This is a genomic window from Halorubrum yunnanense (genome assembly GCF_026586675.1).
GTDB lineage: Archaea > Halobacteriota > Halobacteria > Halobacteriales > Haloferacaceae > Halorubrum > Halorubrum yunnanense.
The window spans coordinates 40,375-55,547 of the sequence record NZ_JAODIX010000008.1 but is presented as its reverse complement, the minus strand read 5'-3'; the positions used below and the strand labels follow the sequence as shown (position 1 = coordinate 55,547).

General features: G+C 68.7%; 22 protein-coding genes and 3 tRNA genes. 8 read left to right on the top strand and 17 right to left on the bottom strand.

The features are described from left to right. Positions 1-720 precede the first annotated feature (720 nt). From N5096_RS02525 to mvk, 4 genes are read right to left on the bottom strand one after another with little or no spacing between them, the layout of a single operon-like run. The gene (locus N5096_RS02525) at positions 721-1,047 is read right to left on the bottom strand and encodes a DUF7976 family protein (protein WP_267662760.1); all 327 of its coding nucleotides are present in this window, start codon (positions 1,045-1,047) and stop codon (positions 721-723) included. Further along, positions 1,044-2,096, bottom strand: a complete 1,053-nt coding sequence (locus N5096_RS02520) for an Mrp/NBP35 family ATP-binding protein (RefSeq protein WP_267662759.1) — start codon at positions 2,094-2,096, stop codon at positions 1,044-1,046. Before N5096_RS02520 ends, N5096_RS02525 begins: the two co-directional genes overlap by 4 nt. A gap of 45 nt (positions 2,097-2,141) precedes the next feature. Next, positions 2,142-2,936, bottom strand: coding sequence for an isopentenyl phosphate kinase (locus N5096_RS02515; RefSeq protein ID WP_267662758.1), 795 nt, complete (start codon positions 2,934-2,936; stop codon positions 2,142-2,144). Next, a complete protein-coding gene (mvk, locus tag N5096_RS02510) occupies positions 2,933-3,949 on the bottom strand; it encodes a mevalonate kinase (RefSeq protein WP_267662757.1) in 1,017 nt (338 codons plus the stop codon). Before mvk ends, N5096_RS02515 begins: the two co-directional genes overlap by 4 nt. A gap of 121 nt (positions 3,950-4,070) precedes the next feature. Between mvk and N5096_RS02505 the strand changes: the two genes are divergently transcribed. Together N5096_RS02505 and N5096_RS02500 are read left to right on the top strand one after the other, a co-directional pair. Continuing rightward, entirely contained in the window at positions 4,071-4,616 is a 546-nt protein-coding gene (locus N5096_RS02505; RefSeq protein WP_267662756.1) for a mechanosensitive ion channel domain-containing protein, read from the top strand. Between the two features lie 70 nt (positions 4,617-4,686). After that, positions 4,687-5,037: a DUF4870 domain-containing protein gene (locus N5096_RS02500; protein ID WP_267662755.1), complete on the top strand. Its 351-nt coding sequence runs from the start codon at positions 4,687-4,689 to the stop codon at positions 5,035-5,037. Between the two features lie 147 nt (positions 5,038-5,184). Here the strand turns inward: N5096_RS02500 and rpsB are convergent, their stop codons facing one another. The 13 genes from rpsB to N5096_RS02435 form a co-directional block, all read right to left on the bottom strand. Then, positions 5,185-6,009 carry a 30S ribosomal protein S2 gene (rpsB, locus tag N5096_RS02495; RefSeq protein ID WP_267662754.1) on the bottom strand — a complete coding sequence of 275 codons (825 nt, stop codon included), beginning with the start codon at positions 6,007-6,009 and terminating at the stop codon, positions 5,185-5,187. Positions 6,010-6,025: 16 nt separating this feature from the next. Further along, positions 6,026-7,228 carry a phosphopyruvate hydratase gene (eno, locus tag N5096_RS02490; RefSeq protein ID WP_267662753.1) on the bottom strand — a complete coding sequence of 401 codons (1,203 nt, stop codon included), beginning with the start codon at positions 7,226-7,228 and terminating at the stop codon, positions 6,026-6,028. Further along, complete coding sequence (locus N5096_RS02485) at positions 7,228-7,407, bottom strand: DNA-directed RNA polymerase subunit K (protein ID WP_049930742.1); 180 nt, start codon at positions 7,405-7,407, stop codon at positions 7,228-7,230. Before N5096_RS02485 ends, eno begins: the two co-directional genes overlap by 1 nt. 2 nt (positions 7,408-7,409) lie before the next feature. Beyond that, positions 7,410-7,604 (bottom strand): DNA-directed RNA polymerase subunit N, encoded by a 195-nt coding sequence (locus N5096_RS02480; RefSeq protein WP_267662752.1) that lies wholly within the window; start codon positions 7,602-7,604, stop codon positions 7,410-7,412. 12 nt (positions 7,605-7,616) lie between these two features. Then, the gene (locus N5096_RS02475; RefSeq protein WP_092564721.1) at positions 7,617-8,015 is read right to left on the bottom strand and encodes a 30S ribosomal protein S9; all 399 of its coding nucleotides are present in this window, start codon (positions 8,013-8,015) and stop codon (positions 7,617-7,619) included. Continuing rightward, the gene (locus N5096_RS02470) at positions 8,009-8,458 is read right to left on the bottom strand and encodes a 50S ribosomal protein L13 (protein WP_267662751.1); all 450 of its coding nucleotides are present in this window, start codon (positions 8,456-8,458) and stop codon (positions 8,009-8,011) included. The genes N5096_RS02475 and N5096_RS02470 overlap by 7 nt, the downstream gene beginning before the upstream one ends. Continuing rightward, the gene (locus tag N5096_RS02465) at positions 8,455-8,808 is read right to left on the bottom strand and encodes a 50S ribosomal protein L18e (protein WP_267662750.1); all 354 of its coding nucleotides are present in this window, start codon (positions 8,806-8,808) and stop codon (positions 8,455-8,457) included. Before N5096_RS02465 ends, N5096_RS02470 begins: the two co-directional genes overlap by 4 nt. Positions 8,809-8,847: 39 nt before the next feature. Then, positions 8,848-8,932 (bottom strand) — tRNA-Leu (locus N5096_RS02460). A 107-nt stretch (positions 8,933-9,039) separates the two neighbouring features. Next, positions 9,040-9,792, bottom strand: a complete 753-nt coding sequence (locus tag N5096_RS02455) for a DNA-directed RNA polymerase subunit D (RefSeq protein WP_267662749.1) — start codon at positions 9,790-9,792, stop codon at positions 9,040-9,042. Position 9,793: 1 nt separating this feature from the next. Further along, positions 9,794-10,183, bottom strand: coding sequence for a 30S ribosomal protein S11 (locus N5096_RS02450; protein ID WP_004046448.1), 390 nt, complete (start codon positions 10,181-10,183; stop codon positions 9,794-9,796). 6 nt (positions 10,184-10,189) lie between these two features. After that, positions 10,190-10,717, bottom strand: a complete 528-nt coding sequence (locus N5096_RS02445; protein ID WP_267662748.1) for a 30S ribosomal protein S4 — start codon at positions 10,715-10,717, stop codon at positions 10,190-10,192. Next, positions 10,714-11,238, bottom strand: a complete 525-nt coding sequence (locus N5096_RS02440; RefSeq protein WP_267662747.1) for a 30S ribosomal protein S13 — start codon at positions 11,236-11,238, stop codon at positions 10,714-10,716. Before N5096_RS02440 ends, N5096_RS02445 begins: the two co-directional genes overlap by 4 nt. 57 nt (positions 11,239-11,295) lie before the next feature. After that, positions 11,296-11,381 (bottom strand) — tRNA-Ser (locus tag N5096_RS02435). 236 nt (positions 11,382-11,617) lie between these two features. Here N5096_RS02435 and N5096_RS02430 point away from each other — a divergent pair. The 6 genes from N5096_RS02430 to N5096_RS02405 all read left to right on the top strand — a co-directional run bounded on the left by N5096_RS02430 (position 11,618) and on the right by N5096_RS02405 (position 15,164). Continuing rightward, positions 11,618-12,658 (top strand): zinc-binding dehydrogenase, encoded by a 1,041-nt coding sequence (locus tag N5096_RS02430; protein WP_267662746.1) that lies wholly within the window; start codon positions 11,618-11,620, stop codon positions 12,656-12,658. After that, positions 12,648-12,959: a DUF7977 family protein gene (locus tag N5096_RS02425; protein ID WP_267662745.1), complete on the top strand. Its 312-nt coding sequence runs from the start codon at positions 12,648-12,650 to the stop codon at positions 12,957-12,959. The genes N5096_RS02430 and N5096_RS02425 overlap by 11 nt, the downstream gene beginning before the upstream one ends. Positions 12,960-13,054: 95 nt before the next feature. Further along, positions 13,055-13,633 (top strand): (d)CMP kinase, encoded by a 579-nt coding sequence (gene cmk, locus N5096_RS02420; protein WP_267662744.1) that lies wholly within the window; start codon positions 13,055-13,057, stop codon positions 13,631-13,633. Positions 13,634-13,658: 25 nt separating this feature from the next. Further along, the gene (locus N5096_RS02415) at positions 13,659-14,645 is read left to right on the top strand and encodes an RNA-guided pseudouridylation complex pseudouridine synthase subunit Cbf5 (protein WP_267662743.1); all 987 of its coding nucleotides are present in this window, start codon (positions 13,659-13,661) and stop codon (positions 14,643-14,645) included. A gap of 138 nt (positions 14,646-14,783) precedes the next feature. Then, positions 14,784-14,854, top strand: a tRNA-Pro gene (locus N5096_RS02410). An 88-nt stretch (positions 14,855-14,942) separates the two neighbouring features. After that, the gene (locus N5096_RS02405; protein ID WP_267662742.1) at positions 14,943-15,164 is read left to right on the top strand and encodes an AbrB/MazE/SpoVT family DNA-binding domain-containing protein; all 222 of its coding nucleotides are present in this window, start codon (positions 14,943-14,945) and stop codon (positions 15,162-15,164) included. Positions 15,165-15,173 lie beyond the last annotated feature (9 nt).

The following is a 15,173-nucleotide window of genomic DNA, read 5'->3' as shown; positions in this document are numbered from 1 at the left end:
GTTAGGTCAGGGGCAACCTACGAGAGAGTGCCGAAATCCTTCTCAGGGTAAACACGTACGATTAGTTAAAACATCCGACCGGGGCGGTGGTCGTGGTTGATGTAGAATACTGTCGGATTCATCCCCGCGCTAAAGCACGGGGCTTTCTCCTTGATTCTCCGTAACCCACGACTGATATTGGTTACTGCAAATAGTTTCAGGGACGGTGTCAAGAAGCGTCGGTTCAGCAGCTCTCATCAGAGGTACGGATCAGCACGTCGTTAGACCTAATCAGTATGAAGCCGTGGGTTCCCTCCTTGTTCCTCTGTGACGCCGAAATCGGAGTGGATTGTTTATGAACGAACTGCGGTGGCGCGTGCCTCCGACCGCCCGAAGGGGGTGAGGAGCACGCGCGAGGTCGCCGGCGCTACGCGCCGGCTGCCAGAGGGACCGGAGGTCCCTCGCTGGACGCGGTGAGCGCTCGGAGAGCGCGAACCGCGAGGCTGGGGAGGCGTGAGGTGCGGTGCCGTGCGGGGCGGGATTCAAAGGGGCAGCCGCGAGGACGAAGCACGACGACGTAAGCACTGGAGGGAGTGAGCGTAGCGAACGACTGAAGCGCGCAGCGAGTCGCGCGAGTCCTCGCGGCTGGGGCTTTGGAGGTCTTCACCGCAGCGCCCGTAGCATCCATTTAAAAGCGATCGACGAACCCTCTCGGCCTGCCACCTAACCACCAACCCCGTCCTATCGCTCGATCCCGCCCTGCGCGTTGATCCGCATGATGTGTCGGACGTTCAGGTAGATCTCTTCGGGGGACGTCTGCTCGTTGGGGTCGTATAAATCCGACACGCGGTAGAGGATCGCGGAGAGCTGCTTGCTCTCGGAGCTGTCGCCGCGCACGTCTCCAGCCACCTCGCGGAGGAACGCCCGGACCTCGTCGTCGTCGGCGAACTCCCCGGCCGCCGCATCTGCGGCCGACTCGGGGACGACCGGGTCGACGCCGGCGGCGTCGAGGGCGTCGGGCTCGCTTTCACCTTCCTCTCCACCCTCACCGCCACCCTCCCCGCTCATCGCTCCTCGCTCGCCCCGCGGCGGCGCACCACGCCGGCGTTGTTCGCGACGTTCTCCACGATCACCCGGAACGCGTCCGCCGTCTCGCCCTCCGCTAAGACCACCGGCTCGCCGTCGTCCCCGCCGGTCCGAACCGCGGGGTCAAGCGGGACACCGCCCAGGAACGGGAGCTCGTGGTCCTGTGCCAGCGCCTTCCCCCCGCCGGAGCCGAATATCTCGTGGAAGCCGCCGCAGTCCGGACACCGGAACCCCGCCATGTTCTCGGCGATCCCGAGCACGTTCGTGTCGTGTTTGCCGAACATCCGGAGGCCCTTCACCGCGTCGTCGAGCGCGACCTCCTGGGGCGTCGTGACGATCACGGCGCCCGTCAGCGGGAGGGTCTGGAGGATCGTGAGCTGGGTGTCGCCGGTCCCCGGCGGCAGGTCCATGACGAGGTAGTCGAGCTCGCCCCACTCCACGTCCTCGACGAGCTGGGTGATGATCTTGTGGACCATCGGCCCGCGCCAGATGACGGGGTCGTCCTCCCCGGTGAGGAAGTCCATGCTCATCAGTTTCACGCCGAAGCGCTCGGGCGGGACGATCGTCTCGCCGTCCGTCTGCGGGTGCTCCTCGGCCGACACCATCCGCGGGACGTTCGGCCCGTACACGTCGGCGTCGAAGAGGCCGACGCGCGCGCCGAGCTCCGAGAGCCCGGCCGCGACGTTGACGGCCATCGTCGACTTCCCGACCCCGCCCTTCCCGGAGGCGACCGCGATCACGTTCTTGACGCCCGGTAACACCTGCTCGTCCGCGTCCAGCTCGTCCGGGATCGACGCCGACAGCTCCACGTCGAAGTCCGTGTCCGCGAGCGCCGCCCGGACGTCGGCCGCGATTTCCGACTCGTGCGGCGAGAAGGGGGCGCCGAGCGCGAGCGACACGGTGACCGTCCCGCCGGCGCCGCCTTCCCCCTCGACGGCGACGTCGTTCACGAGACCGAGCGAGACGATGTCGCCCCCGAGGTCGGGGTCCTGCACGTCGGCGAGCCGCTCCCGCACGTCCGCTTCGTTCATGCCCGGACGGAGGGCGGTGGGGCGAATAAGGGTTCTGTCAGCCGATCAGTCGATCCGCGTGCCGGCGGCCTCGCCGCGCAGGAACGGCGCGAGCCCCGCGGCGCCGAACACGTGCGCCGGCGCGTCGAGCGCCAGGAGCTCCCGCACCTTCCCCGCCATCCCGCCCGAGACGTCGGTCGCGTCGCTCGCGCCGAGCGCGTCGGCGACCGCGTCGAACGAGTCGATCCCGGGGATCACCGCGCCGTCGGCGTCGAGGACGCCGGGTACGGTCGAGCAGACGCCGACTCGACGAGCCCCCAGCCCCGCCGCGAGCTCGGCAACGAGCTCGTCGCCGGAGACGACGGTGACTCCCTCGCCCGCGGTCGCGACGCCGTCGCCGTGGAACACCGGGACGAACCCCTCGCCGAGCAGCGTCGCCGTCGAGGAGAGCGGCAGGTCGAGGTCGCCGTCGGCCCCCGCCGGACGGGCCGACAGCGACAGCGGGTGGACGGGCACCGCGGGTACGTCGCGTTCGTGGAGTCGGTCCAGGACCGCCCGGTTCAGCGCCGTCATCGCGCCGTGGACGTCCATCACGGCCGCCGGATCGCGAGTCCCCGCGGTCGTCGACACGCCGTGCTCGCTCGCGTGGTGGTGGCCGAAGCTCCCGCCGCCGTGGACGACGACCAGGCGCTCGACCGCCCCGTCGGCGAGGGCGTCGGCGATCGCGTCGCAGGCGGCCGGGAGGGCGTCGTCGTCAAGCGTCTCGGGCCGGTCCTTCTCCGTGATCAGGCTCCCGCCGAGCTTGAGGACGACGGGGGGCGTGGCGTCGTCGGCGTCGCGGGACGCGCCGTCGCCCGTCACGGCTCCACCACCCGGACGCCCTCCGTCGCCAGCTCGGCGCGGAACGCCTCCTCGCAGCCCTGGGTGAACGAGAGCGCGGTCTCGGTCGCGTCGCTCGCGTCGAGCGCGACGATACAGCCGCCGCCGCCGGCCCCGGTGAGCTTCGCCCCGTGCGCGCCCGCGTCCCGAGCCGCCCACACCATCGAATCGAGCGAGCGCGCCGAGACCCCGAGCGCGGCGAGCAGCCCGTGGTTGAAGTCCATTAGCTCGCCGAGCTCCGCGAGCAGTTCCGGCGAGGGCTCCCCCTCTGGAACGGCGTCGGCCAGCAGCGCCTCGCCGGTTCGGACGACGTCGCCGACCGACTCGATGGTGTCGGCCGCGAACCCGTACTCCTCGCGGAGCTCCCCGACCCCGGCCACGAGCTTGCCGGTGTCGCCAGCACCGCCGTCGAAGCCGACAACGAACGGGAGGTTCGGCGCCGCAACCGGCTCGCAGTCGTCGCCCTCGACGCGGACCGCGCCGCCCATGGTCGAGCAGAACGTGTCGGCGCGGGAGGCCTGCCCCTCCTGCACGTCGTGTTCGGCGCGGTACGCGCGGTCGGCAAGCTCGCGGCGGTCGAGCGGCGCTCCGAGCGCCCGCGTCGCCGCGTCGATCCCCGCGACGACGACGGCCGCGGACGAGCCGAGCCCGGCCCCCAGTGGGATGTCGCTCTCGACGGTGATGTCGAAGCCGGCGTCCGGCGCGTCGGCCGCGTCCCGGGCCTGCCGCACCGCGGCGTCGACGTACCCCATCGCGGCCTCGACCAGCGGCGTCGGCACGTCGACGTCGGGACGGTCGTCGGTGCCGCCGGAGTACTCCACGGTGAACCCGTCGAGCGAGAGGTCCTCGGCCTCGACGCGGACGTGGTCGTCCGCCCGCGGCTCGGCGGTCACCGCGGCGCGACGCTCGATCGCCGCCGGCACGGCCGGCTCACCGTAGACGACGGCGTGTTCGCCGAAGAGGTACACCTTCCCCGGCGCCTCACAGACGGTCATACGAACCAACTCTCTCCGTGGGCTTACAGGCGTTGCGCTTGTCGAGCCCCCCGCGACTCGCGCGGCCGCGGCGGTCTCTCGATCCCCTGCTTTTTCTTCGCCGCCCCGCCTCGCGTGGGGCATGACGCAGATACCGTCGCTGCTCGCGCGGTCGATCGATAACTTCGTCGACGGCGTGGCGGCCGCGATACCGCGACTGCTCTCGGGGCTGGTCTTCCTCGCGCTGGCGTCCGTGACGGTCCGGATCGTCCTCTCGCTCGTCCGGACCTCGGTCGGGCGGGTGTACGTCGGCGACCGCGAGCTCGTCGGCGACCTCATCGTCACGCTCACGGCGATCTTCCTGTGGTTCGGGGTCGCGCTGACGTTCTTGAAGGTCCTCGGCATGGGCGACATCGCGGCGAGCCTCGGCACCGCCGTCGGCTTCATCGCACTGGGGGTCTCGTACGCGCTCTCCGAGATGATCGAGGGCACCGTGGCGGGCGTCTACCTCCTGCGCGACCCCGACTTCAACCCGGGCTACCGGGTCGAGGCGAAGGGCGTGACCGGGACGGTCGCCGCGATCGAGCTCCGGAAGACCCGGATCGACACGGACGCCGGCGACCGCGTCGTCTTGGCGAACCGCGAGATCGAGTCGCGCTGGACCCATAATGTAGCCGACGAGAGCTGAGCCCCGGCGGAGCGGGACGGGCGGGACAAGCGACCCAATATTTATTTATTCAGTCTGAGACGTTCATGATATGTCCTCCCAAACAGACGCGGGTGACAGAGAAGCGGTCGCCGGAGACACGACTCTCGCCGCCCTCGCGCACGCGTCGGCGCTGGTCGCCTCGTTCCTGGGGCCGCTGCTGTTCCTCGTGCTCGCGGACGACGACGACGAACTGGCCAGACGGAACGCCAAGAACTCGCTCAACTTCCAGATCGTCGTCTTCGTCGCGCTTGTCGTCGCCGGACTCCTCAGCTTCGTCTTCATCGGAATCCTGCTGCTCCCGCTCATCGGCGTGATAGACGTCGTGTTGGTACTGATCGCCACGGTGAGAGCCAACGACGGCCAAGTGTACGCGTACCCGTACACGCCGGATATCATCTGAAGGTCACAGAGCGGGCTCGCTCCCGGATCGCGGCGACGTTCTCGGGTTGCCCCGTCCACGCGGTTCGATACCGCGACAGCAACGAGAAGAGCGGCGGCTCTGCGGGACCGAAGCGTCCGAAAAGTCGAACTCGACGTCGAAGGTCGGCTACAGCTCGTCCTCGAAGTCGTCGAGGGCGAAGACGGTGTCGGCGCCGCGGCGGTCGAGCGTCTCGTTAGCGAGCAGCCAGTAGACGACCGACAGCGCGCGTCGACCCTTGTTGTTGGTGGGGATGACCAGGTCGACGTTCGACAGCTGGTTATTGGAGTCGCACATCGCGATCACCGGGATGCCGACGGTGATGGCCTCCTTGACGGCTTGCGCGTCGCCGATCGGGTCGGTCACCACGACGACGTCCGGCTCGATGTAGCCGGCGTAGTCGGGGTTCGTCAGCGTCCCGGGAATGAAGCGTCCCGTGCGGGCGCGGGCGCCGATGGCGTCCGCGAACTTCTCGGCCGGGAACCGGCCGTACTGCCGCGAGGACGTGACGAGGATCTGCTCGGGGTTGTAGTTCGAGAGGAAGTCCGCGGCGGTGCGGATCCGCTGGTCCGTCGTGCTCACGTCGAGCACGTACAGGCCGTCGTCGCGGACGCGGTGGATGAACCGCTCCATGTCCTTCGTCTTCTGCTGAGTCCCGATGTGGACACCGGCGGAGAGGTAGTCCTCGACGGGGATCAGCAGGTCGACGTCGTCGTCGGGCATGACGTCGTCGTCGAACGGGGAGGCCTCCTCCTCGTCCGCTTCCGTGGCGTCGTCGCCCTCGGCGGGTTCGGCGTCGGCGGATGCCTCAGTTTCGGCGTCGGCGGACGCCCCGTCGGCAGCCGCGTCGGCGGTCGGTTCCTCGGTCGTGTCGGCCTCCTCCTCGACCGCCGCGTCGACCGCCTCGGTCTCCGCGTCGTCGTCGAGTTCGACCGCGTCGTTGTCTTCGCTCATGCGTGGTGTGGGCCCGTCATACCGCGTCGTCCGCGATGCGGACCAGTTCGTTCAGCTTGGCGGTGCGCTCGCCGCCGACCGTGCCGGTCTTGATGAACCCGGCGTCGGTCGCCACGGCGAGGTGTGCGATCGTGGTGTCCTCGGTCTCGCCCGAACGGTGGGAGATGATCGTCTCGTACCCGTTGCGGGCGGCGAGTTCGACCGCGTCGAACGCGTCCGACAGCGTCCCGATCTGGTTCGGCTTGATCAGGATGCTGTTTGCCGCGTCGGTCTCGATTCCCTCCCGGAGCCGCTCGACGTTGGTGACGAACAGGTCGTCGCCGCAGATCAGCGTCCGGTCGCCGACCCGGTCGGTCAGCTCCGCGAACGCCGCGTAATCGTTCTCGTCGAGCGGGTCCTCGACGTACGCGAGGTCGTACTCGTCGACGAGGCCGGCGACGTACTCGATCTGCTCGCCGGCCGACTTGGTCTCGTCGCCGTAGACGTACGCCTCTCGGTCGTCGTCGTACAGCTCCGCGGCGGCCATGTCGAGCCCGAAGCGGATCTCGAAGCCCACGTCGTCCTCGACGCGGGCGACCGCCTCTTCGACGACCTCGAACGCCTCGGCGTCCGAGATGGGTGGCGCCCACGCGCCCTCGTCGCCCTTCGCGGCCGGCACGCCCCGCTCGTCGAGCACGTCCGCGACCGCCGCGTGGACCGCGGCGTTCGCGAAGACGGCCTCCGAGACGCTGGGCGCGCCCACGGGCGCCGAGAGAAACTCCTGGATGTGGGTCGCCTCCTTGGCGTGCTCCCCGCCGCCGACGACGTTGCCGAGCGGGATCGGGAAGTTCTCGCCGCGGAACGCGCCGCCGAGGTGCTGGTACAACGGGGCCCCGAGCACGTCGGCGGCGGCCTTGGCGGCCGCCATCGAGATGGCGACGGCGCTGTTGGCGCCGATGTTCGAGAAGTCGTCCGTGCCGTCGGCCGCGCGGAGCGCGGCGTCGACGGCGCGCTGATCGCCGGCGTACTGCCCTTCGAGCCGAGGCACCGCGTGTTCGCGGGCCTTCGCGATCGACTCGCTGGCGGGCAGTTCGATCGCCTCATACTCGCCGGTGGACGCCCCGCTGGGCGCCGCCCCGCGGCCGAAGCCGCCGGACTCGGTGAGCACGTCGGCCTCGACGGTCGGGTTCCCCCGCGAGTCGAGCACCCGGCGCAGCGAGACCCTGGTGATTCGGGTCATCAGTTGGACTCCCTCCGGACCGTGAACGGGAGCGCGCCCGCGTCGTACTCCTCGGCGGCGACGAGGATGGGCTCCGTCTGGTCCGTGTCGATCAGCACGGGCGCTCCGTACGACACCTGCAGCGCTCGGGCGCCGAGGATGCGTGCCTTCTCGTATCGATTGTATCGCTGTCCTGACATTGTTACTGGTACGGCGAGACGACGTCGACGAGGTCGCGATGGCTGACCATCATCCGGCGGCAGCAGTGCCGGTCGACCCCGAGTTCGTCGAGCACCTCACCGGGGTCCTCGTCTCCCTCGCGGGCGCGCTCCTTGAACTCCTCCCAGTGTTCACCGATGACGTTACCGCACGTGAAACACCGGACGGGGATCATCATGACTGGATCACCTCAGCGGTAGGACTTCTGGTAACGGGCACGCGCGCCGGGTCCGCCCCACTTCTTGGGTTCGGACTGGCGCACGTCGTTGACCAGCAGCGTGCGGTCGAAGCTCATGTACGCGTCGCGCAGCTCGGCGTCGCCGAGGTGCTGGACGAGACCGCGCGCGATGGCGGTCCGCGTCGCGTCGGCCTGGCCGCTGAAGCCGCCGCCCTCGACGTTGATGTCGATGTCGACGCCGTCGCGGAGCTCGTCGCCCGCGATGCGGAACGGCTCAAGCATCTTGAGTCGCGCCTGCTCCGGTTCGACCAGCTCGACTGGCTGGGAGTTGATGCGAACGCGACCCTCGCCCTCGCGCACCGTGGCGCGGGCGACGGCCGTCTTCTTCTTGCCTGAGGTGTTAGTTACCATGTGACGTTGGCTCCCAGAGACTCGGAGATCTCTCCGAGCGTCGTGAATTTGATGTTCGAGAGGCGGTCGAGCGAGGTGCCGTCGAGGACGACGCTCTCGGCATCCTCGTCGCGCTCGTAGGGGTTGCCCACGTAGACGCGGACGTTCGAGAACGCCTCGCGGCCGTCCTCCGTCTTGTACGGCAGCATGCCGCGGATGGCACGCTTGAAGATCCGGTCGGGGCGCTTGGGGTAGTACGGTCCGCTGTCGGAGCCGATCTCCGCGCGGGTGTGGTACGTCTCCATCGTCGCCTCCTCGTTGCCGGTGATGACCGCGTGCTCGGCGTTGACGACGGCGACCGTCTCGCCGTCGAGGACGCGCTGTGCGACCTTCGACGAGACGCGACCGAGGATGCAGTCGCGGGCGTCGACGACGACGTCCGCGTCGATCTTCGCGATGCTCATCGAATCACCCGGACGTTGGTCCCTTCGGGGTTCTGTTCGACGAACTGTTCTAGCGACACCGCTTCGCCGGCCTGGTCGATCTTCGTGCGGGCCGTTCCCGAGAAGTCGACCGCGGCGACGGTGACGTTCTTTTCGAGCACACCGCTGCCCAGCACCTTGCCGGGGACGACGACCGTCTCGTCTTCCTGAGCGTACCGTTCGATGCGGCCCAGGTTGACCTCAGCGTGCGTGCGCCGTGGCTTCTCCAGTCGGTCGGCGATATCCTGCCACACGTTGGCACCGGAATCGCGCGAGACCGACTTCAGATCGGCGATGAGGTTCTGTAGTTTCGGATTCGTCTTGCTACTCATAGCTGTCCCTCCTGAATCGGAGAGTTCGTGAAAACGGAGTGCAGGGAGCAGGATTTGAACCTGCGGACCTCTACAGGACAGCGCCCTGAACGCTGCGCCGTTGGCCTGACTTGGCTATCCCTGCGTGCACTCCTGCGTAACTCGGCTCCCTTCAAACCACTTTCGGTCCCGGCGTCGCGACTCCGTGCAGGGGCGAGCGCCGAGCGTGCGGTTTGAAGGTCCGTCATTACGTTAGACCGCGACTTTCGTCTGTAGTTCGTCCGCGCGCTCCTCGATGGAGTCGATCGCGCGGAGCAGCAGTTCCTCGACGCTGAACGACCCGTCCGTCTCGATGTGGAAGACGAACGCGCCGGGGACGTCCTCGACCGCGACCTCCTTCCCGGGGAACCGCTCCGAGAGGTCGTTGTCGAACTCGTCGGTGAGCTCTATCGACCCGTCGGGCGCCTCGATGACGCCGCGGAGGATCCGCGGCTCGTCGTCGTCGAACTCCCCGCGGTCGCCCTCGACCGAGGCGCGCTGGAGGTGGCGGTAGCCGACCGAGACGCCGCCCTGGTGTTTGGCGTGCTCCTTGCCGGTGTTCAGCACCGCGTCCGCCTCGAACTCCAGCCGCTGTCCCTCCTTCAGCTCGATGATCGGCACGTTATCGTCGGCGACCTCGACGAGCGGGTCAGCGCACTCGATGTCGCCGGAGTACGCCGTCGCCGGTCCCTCGACGTCGAGCGCGAGGGTGACCTCGTCGCCGACCTCGAAGTCGTCGAGCGGCGTCTTCAGGGGCACCAGCCCCAGTCGGAGGCCGATCATCTCGTCGAACATGACGGAGGAGTTCTCGACGAACCGGGCGGTGTCGATCGAGAACGTCGGGACGTCGGCGATCATCGCGCGGCGGATGCCGTTGGCGAACGCCGGCGTGAGCCCGCGGATCAGCACCCGCGCGCTTCGTTCGTCCCGTTCGACGTACTGGACGTCGAAGTCGTCTTCCGTCATGTCAGACTCGTTTGTTCTTCGGCGCCTTCGTCCCGTCGTGCGGGATGGGCGTGACGTCCTCGATCCGGCCGATCTCGACGCCCGCACGCGAGAGCGCGCGGATCGTCGCCTGCGCACCGGGACCGGTGGACTTGTTCAGGTTGCCGCCGGGGCCGCGCACGCGAACGTGCACGCCCTCCAGGCCGGCGTCCTTGACGCGTTCGGCGACGACCTCCGCCATCTGCATGGCGGCGTACGGCGACGCCTCGTCGCGGTTCTGCTTCACCACGGTGCCGCCGGACGACTTGGCGATCGTCTCGGCGCCTGTCTCGTCGGTGACCGTGATGAGCGTGTTGTTGAACGACGCGTAGACGTGGGCGATGCCCCACTTTCCGTCCTCGGATTCACTCATGTATGCTTACTCCTGTGACTCCGCGCGCTCGGGGTGGAGATCGTCCGCGAGCGGGCTCGTCTCGTCGAAGGCGATGACGCCCTCGTCGTCCACGTCGACCTTCACCGAGGGGCGCGTGACGCGGGCGCCGTCGACGGTGATGTGGCCGTGGACGATGAACTGTCGGGCCTGCTGGGTCGAGGACGCGAACCCCTGCCGGTAGGCGACCGTCTGGAGGCGGCGCTCGAGCAGGTCGGTCACGTCCAGCGAGAGGACCGCGGAGATGTCGTCGTTGTCGCCGAGGATGCCGATGCGGCGGAGCCGTGCGACGAACTCCGCGCCGGCCTCTTGGGCGGCGTCGACGTCGCCCTGGGCCTCGCCGAGCAGGCGACGCGCCTCGCGTCGCATGCTGCGCAGCTCGGACTGGGCGCGCCAGAACTCCTCTTTGTTCTTCAGGCCGTACCGCGAGAGGAGGTCGGACTCCTCGGCGATGCGCTCGCCCTGATACGGGTGGTTCGGCGTCTCGTAGCCTTTGGTGTTTTTGCCGGTGCTCATTCGTCGTCACCCTCCGCTTCTTCTTCGGCCATCTCCTCGCGGATCTCCTCGACGTTGACGCCGATGGTGCCCTCGGACCGCCCCGTGGACTTCGTGCGCTGGCCGCGTACCTTCTGGCCGCGCTTGTGGCGAACGCCCTTGTACGATTTGATGACCTTCATCCGGTTGATGTCGTGCCGGCGCTTCTCGCTGACGTCGGTGCCGACGAGGTGCGTCGTCTCTCCGGAGTAGAAGTCGTTCTGTCTGTTCGTCATCCACGACGGGACGTGGTCTTCGAGGTTCTCCGCGATGTCGACCACCGCGTCGATGTCGCCCTCGTCGAGGAGCCCGAACGTGGCGTTTCGGTCCACGTCGGCCTTCTCGGCGACCAGCCGCGCCGTGCGCGTGCCGATGCCGTCGAGTTCGGACAGGCTTCGCTCGACCGTCTTCGTCCCGTCGAGGTCAGCGCCCCCGATCCGGACGAAGTACTGGAGGTCTTCCTCCTCCTCCGGTGAGTCGTCCTGTGATTCTTCCGTGCTCATGTGTTGGTTGTGGTGAGGCCTACCGGCGCGAATCCGGCGGTACTCGGTCCGTTCGAGCGTTGCGGCGGGGATTCGAACCCCGGAGGCAGTGACGCCACAGAGTTAGCAACCCTGCGCCTTGGGCCAGGCTTGGCTACCGCAACCCGCGTTGTATCATCGCCCTCGTGGACTCGGGACCCGACGCCCCTGCAGTTCGTGCATCAGTACGGTCCCGCTTTCGGTACTTAAACATCACGAAAGGGCCGAGACGGATGCGGCCGGTTCGCACGGCCGAGAGTGGTTAACACGGAGGGGCGCGAATCCTCGCGGGGAGCGGCGGCTCGCGCGAGGCGGTTCCGTTTGGCGTACTGTTTAGTGGGTGCCGCGGGTGAGCAGATCCATGAAGGCCGTCCAGTTCGACTCCCACGGCGACCGCGACGTGATCGAGTACGGCGAGTTCCCGGACCCCGAGCCCGACCGCGGCGAGGTCCTCGTCGACGTCAAGGCGGGCGCGCTGAACCACCTCGACATCTGGACGCGTCGCGGGATGCCCGGAATCGACCTCGGGATGCCGCACATCCCCGGCAGCGACGCGGCCGGCGTCGTCGAGGCCGTCGGCGAAGGGGTGTCCCGCTTCGAGCCCGGCGACCGCGTCGCCGTGAGCGCCGGCGTCTCCTGCGGCGAGTGCGAGTTCTGCCGCCACGGCGGGGAGTCGCTGTGCCCCTCGTTCCACATCATCGGCGAACACGTCCGCGGCGTCCACGCCGAGCGCGCCGCCGTCCCCGCCGAGAACCTCGTGCCGGTCCCGTCGGGCGTCGACTGGGAGGTCGCGGGCTCGGCCTCGCTCGTCTTCCAGACCGCGTGGCGGATGCTCCAGACCCGCGCCGACATCGAGGCGGGCGAGTCGGTGCTCGTGCTCGGCGCCTCGGGCGGCGTCGGTCACGCGGCGGTCCAGATCGCCGACCACGCGGGCTGTGAGGTGTTCGCGACCGCCTCCACCGAGGAGAAGCTCTCGCACGCCGAGGAGTGCGGCGCCGACCACGTCATCGACTACGAGACGAACGACTTCGCCGAGGAGGTCTCGGAGCTCACCGGCCGCCGCGGCGTCGACGTCGTCGTCGACCACGTCGGCGAGGCGACCTACCCGAACTCCCTGAAGTCGCTGGCGAAGGGCGGTCGGCTCGTCACCTGCGGCGCCACCACCGGACCGAACCCGGACGCGGGGCTCAACCGCATCTTCTGGAACCAGCTGTCGGTCATCGGCTCGACGATGGCGACGCCCGGGGAAGTCGACGACGTCCTCGACTTCGTCTGGGACGGCACCTTCGAGCCGCGCGTTCGCGACACCCTTCCGATGAGCGAGGCCGCGCGCGCCCACGAGATGATCGAGAATCGTGAGGGCTTTGGCAAGGTAGTGGTTAAACCGGATAGTGAGCTCTGAGACCGACGCGGACGGAAGCGCGGACGGCGGCTACGTCCACGTCCCGGACGGACACGACGGCGAGACGTCGGCGAGCGAAGCGCCGACCGCCGACGGCTTCGGCCGGAAGGGGTGGGCGCTGACGGCCGTGCTGTTCACGTGCGTCCTCGTCATCCCCGGGATCATCTACCTCTACCCGTACGCCGCGGGCTGGTTCGGGCTGCCGTTCTTCGCCACGTACCTCGCGCTCCCGTTCGTCCCCGCCGTCCTGCTCGGCCTCGTCGCCGTCTGGTCGATGACCGCGGCGACGCGGGACCCGTAGCGGGAGGTGCCGTCCCCGCGGGAGCGACGGCGAGAGCGAGTCACCCGCGACGGACGAACGACAACCGTTTTGAACGACAGCCGCGCAGTAGCGATATGTTGATCACCGTCTCCGGCCCGCCGGGTAGCGGGAAGAGCACGAACGCCGCGGGACTCGCCGAACGCCTCGGCGTGGAGCACGTCTCCGGCGGCGACATCTTCCGCGAGATGGCGGCCGAACGCGACATGACGCCGGTCGAGTTCAACGAGTTCGCCGAGGAGGACCCCCGGTTCGATCACAAGCTCGACGGCCGCCTCCGCGAGATCGCCGCGACGCGCGACGAGCTGGTCCTGGAGTCGCGGCTCGCCGGGTGGCTCGCGGCCGATCACGCCGACTTCCGGTTCTGGTTCGACGCCCCGATCGCGGTCCGCGCCGAGCGGATCGCCGAGCGCGAGGCCAAGCCCGTCGACCGCGCGCGGGCCGAGACGGAGCGGCGCGAGGACTCCGAGCGCAAGCGGTACCGCGAGCTCTACGACATCGACATCGACGATCTGTCCATCTACGACGCCGCGTACAACACTGCCCGCTGGGGGCCCGAGCGCTTCCTCGACGTGCTCGTCGCCACCGTCGACGCGCACGACCCCGACGACGACGAGGGGAAGACGCCCATCGAGGGCGTGAGCTACGACTTCTGAGTTCGCGACGAGACGCTACTCCAAGATGACCGACACAGCCGACGACGCCGACGACCCCGCTACTGCCTCCGCCGGTTCCGCCGGCGACCCCCTCCGGGCCCCGCCCGGCGAGCGCTCCGTCCCCGAGCTGCTCCGGTTCGGCGTCGTCAACGTCGACAAGCCCGCCGGCCCCTCCTCGCACCAGCTCTCCGCGTGGGTGCGCGACGCGATCAACGAGGCCCTCGACGCGCTCGACCCCGAGGGCGAGCCGATCGACGGCGTCGCCCATGCCGGGACCCTCGACCCGAAGGTCACCGGCTGTCTGCCGACCCTCACCGGCGACGCGACCCGGGCGGCGCAGGTGTTCCTCGAAGGGAGCAAGGAGTACGTCTCGGTGCTGGAGCTTCACGGCCCGGCCCCGGGCGACTTCCGCGAGGTCGCCGGCGAGTTCGAGGCGGAGATCTACCAGAAGCCGCCGCGGAAGAGCGCCGTGACCCGTCGGCTCCGGACACGGACGATCCACAGGCTTGACGTGTTGGAGGTTCGGGACCGGCAGGCGCTCTTCCGGATCCGGTGTGAGTCGGGGACATACGTCCGAAAGCTGTGTCACGACATCGGCCTCGCGACCGGCGTGGGCGCCCACATGGGCCATCTCCGCCGGACCGCCACCGACCCCTTCGACGACGGCGACCTCCGCGCGCTACAGGACCTCGTCGACGGCCTCGCGTGGGCGCGCGAGGGCGACGAGTCGCTGCTTCGCGAGGTCGTCCGACCGGCCGAGGAGGCGCTGGTGCACCTCCCGTCGGTCACAATCGCTCCCTCGGCCGCGCGCAACGTCGCCACCGGCGCGCCGGTGTACGCGCCCGGAGTCATCGAGGCGGAGTCGGGCGCGGAGCCGGTGGGGACCGACGACGACCCGTCGCTCGTCGCCTGCCACACCTCCGACGGCGTCGCGGTCTGTCTCGGTCGGCTCGTGGGCGACCCCGACGCCGAGTCGGGCGTCGTCGTCTCGCTGGAACGCGTTCTTTTATAAGATCGTCCGCGCCGATCCGGTGTAACGAGCACGAGCCGACCGTCCCCGTCGGCAGCGATCTGGTGGTTCCGCGCGAGGACGACGACGAGTGAAACGAAGTGCTTAATTACCGCACTCTCATTTTTTCGCGTGCAGACGGGGACCGTGGGGTAGTGGTATCCTATGCGGATGGGGTCCGTATGACCTGAGTTCGACTCTCAGCGGTCCCACTCAATTTTCACCGAGCACCGCGCTGGAGAGCGTTAGCGGACTCTGTATCACGAAAAACGCATCTCGGCACCATATAAATACCCGGATATGTCCGAGAAACCGGTCGACGAACGTGGTCGTCTCACGCTTGCGAAGGACCTTCGGGACCGATACGGCGATCGCTACCGCATCGTCGGACTTCGCCACGGAATCAAACTGATTCCGCTTGCCGACGATCCGCTTGACGCGCTCAGAGACGAGTTCGCGGATGTCGCGAAGAGCGCCGACGAACTTCGAGGGGAAGCGAGAAGTGCGGCGCTCGACGAGTGACGCTCCGGA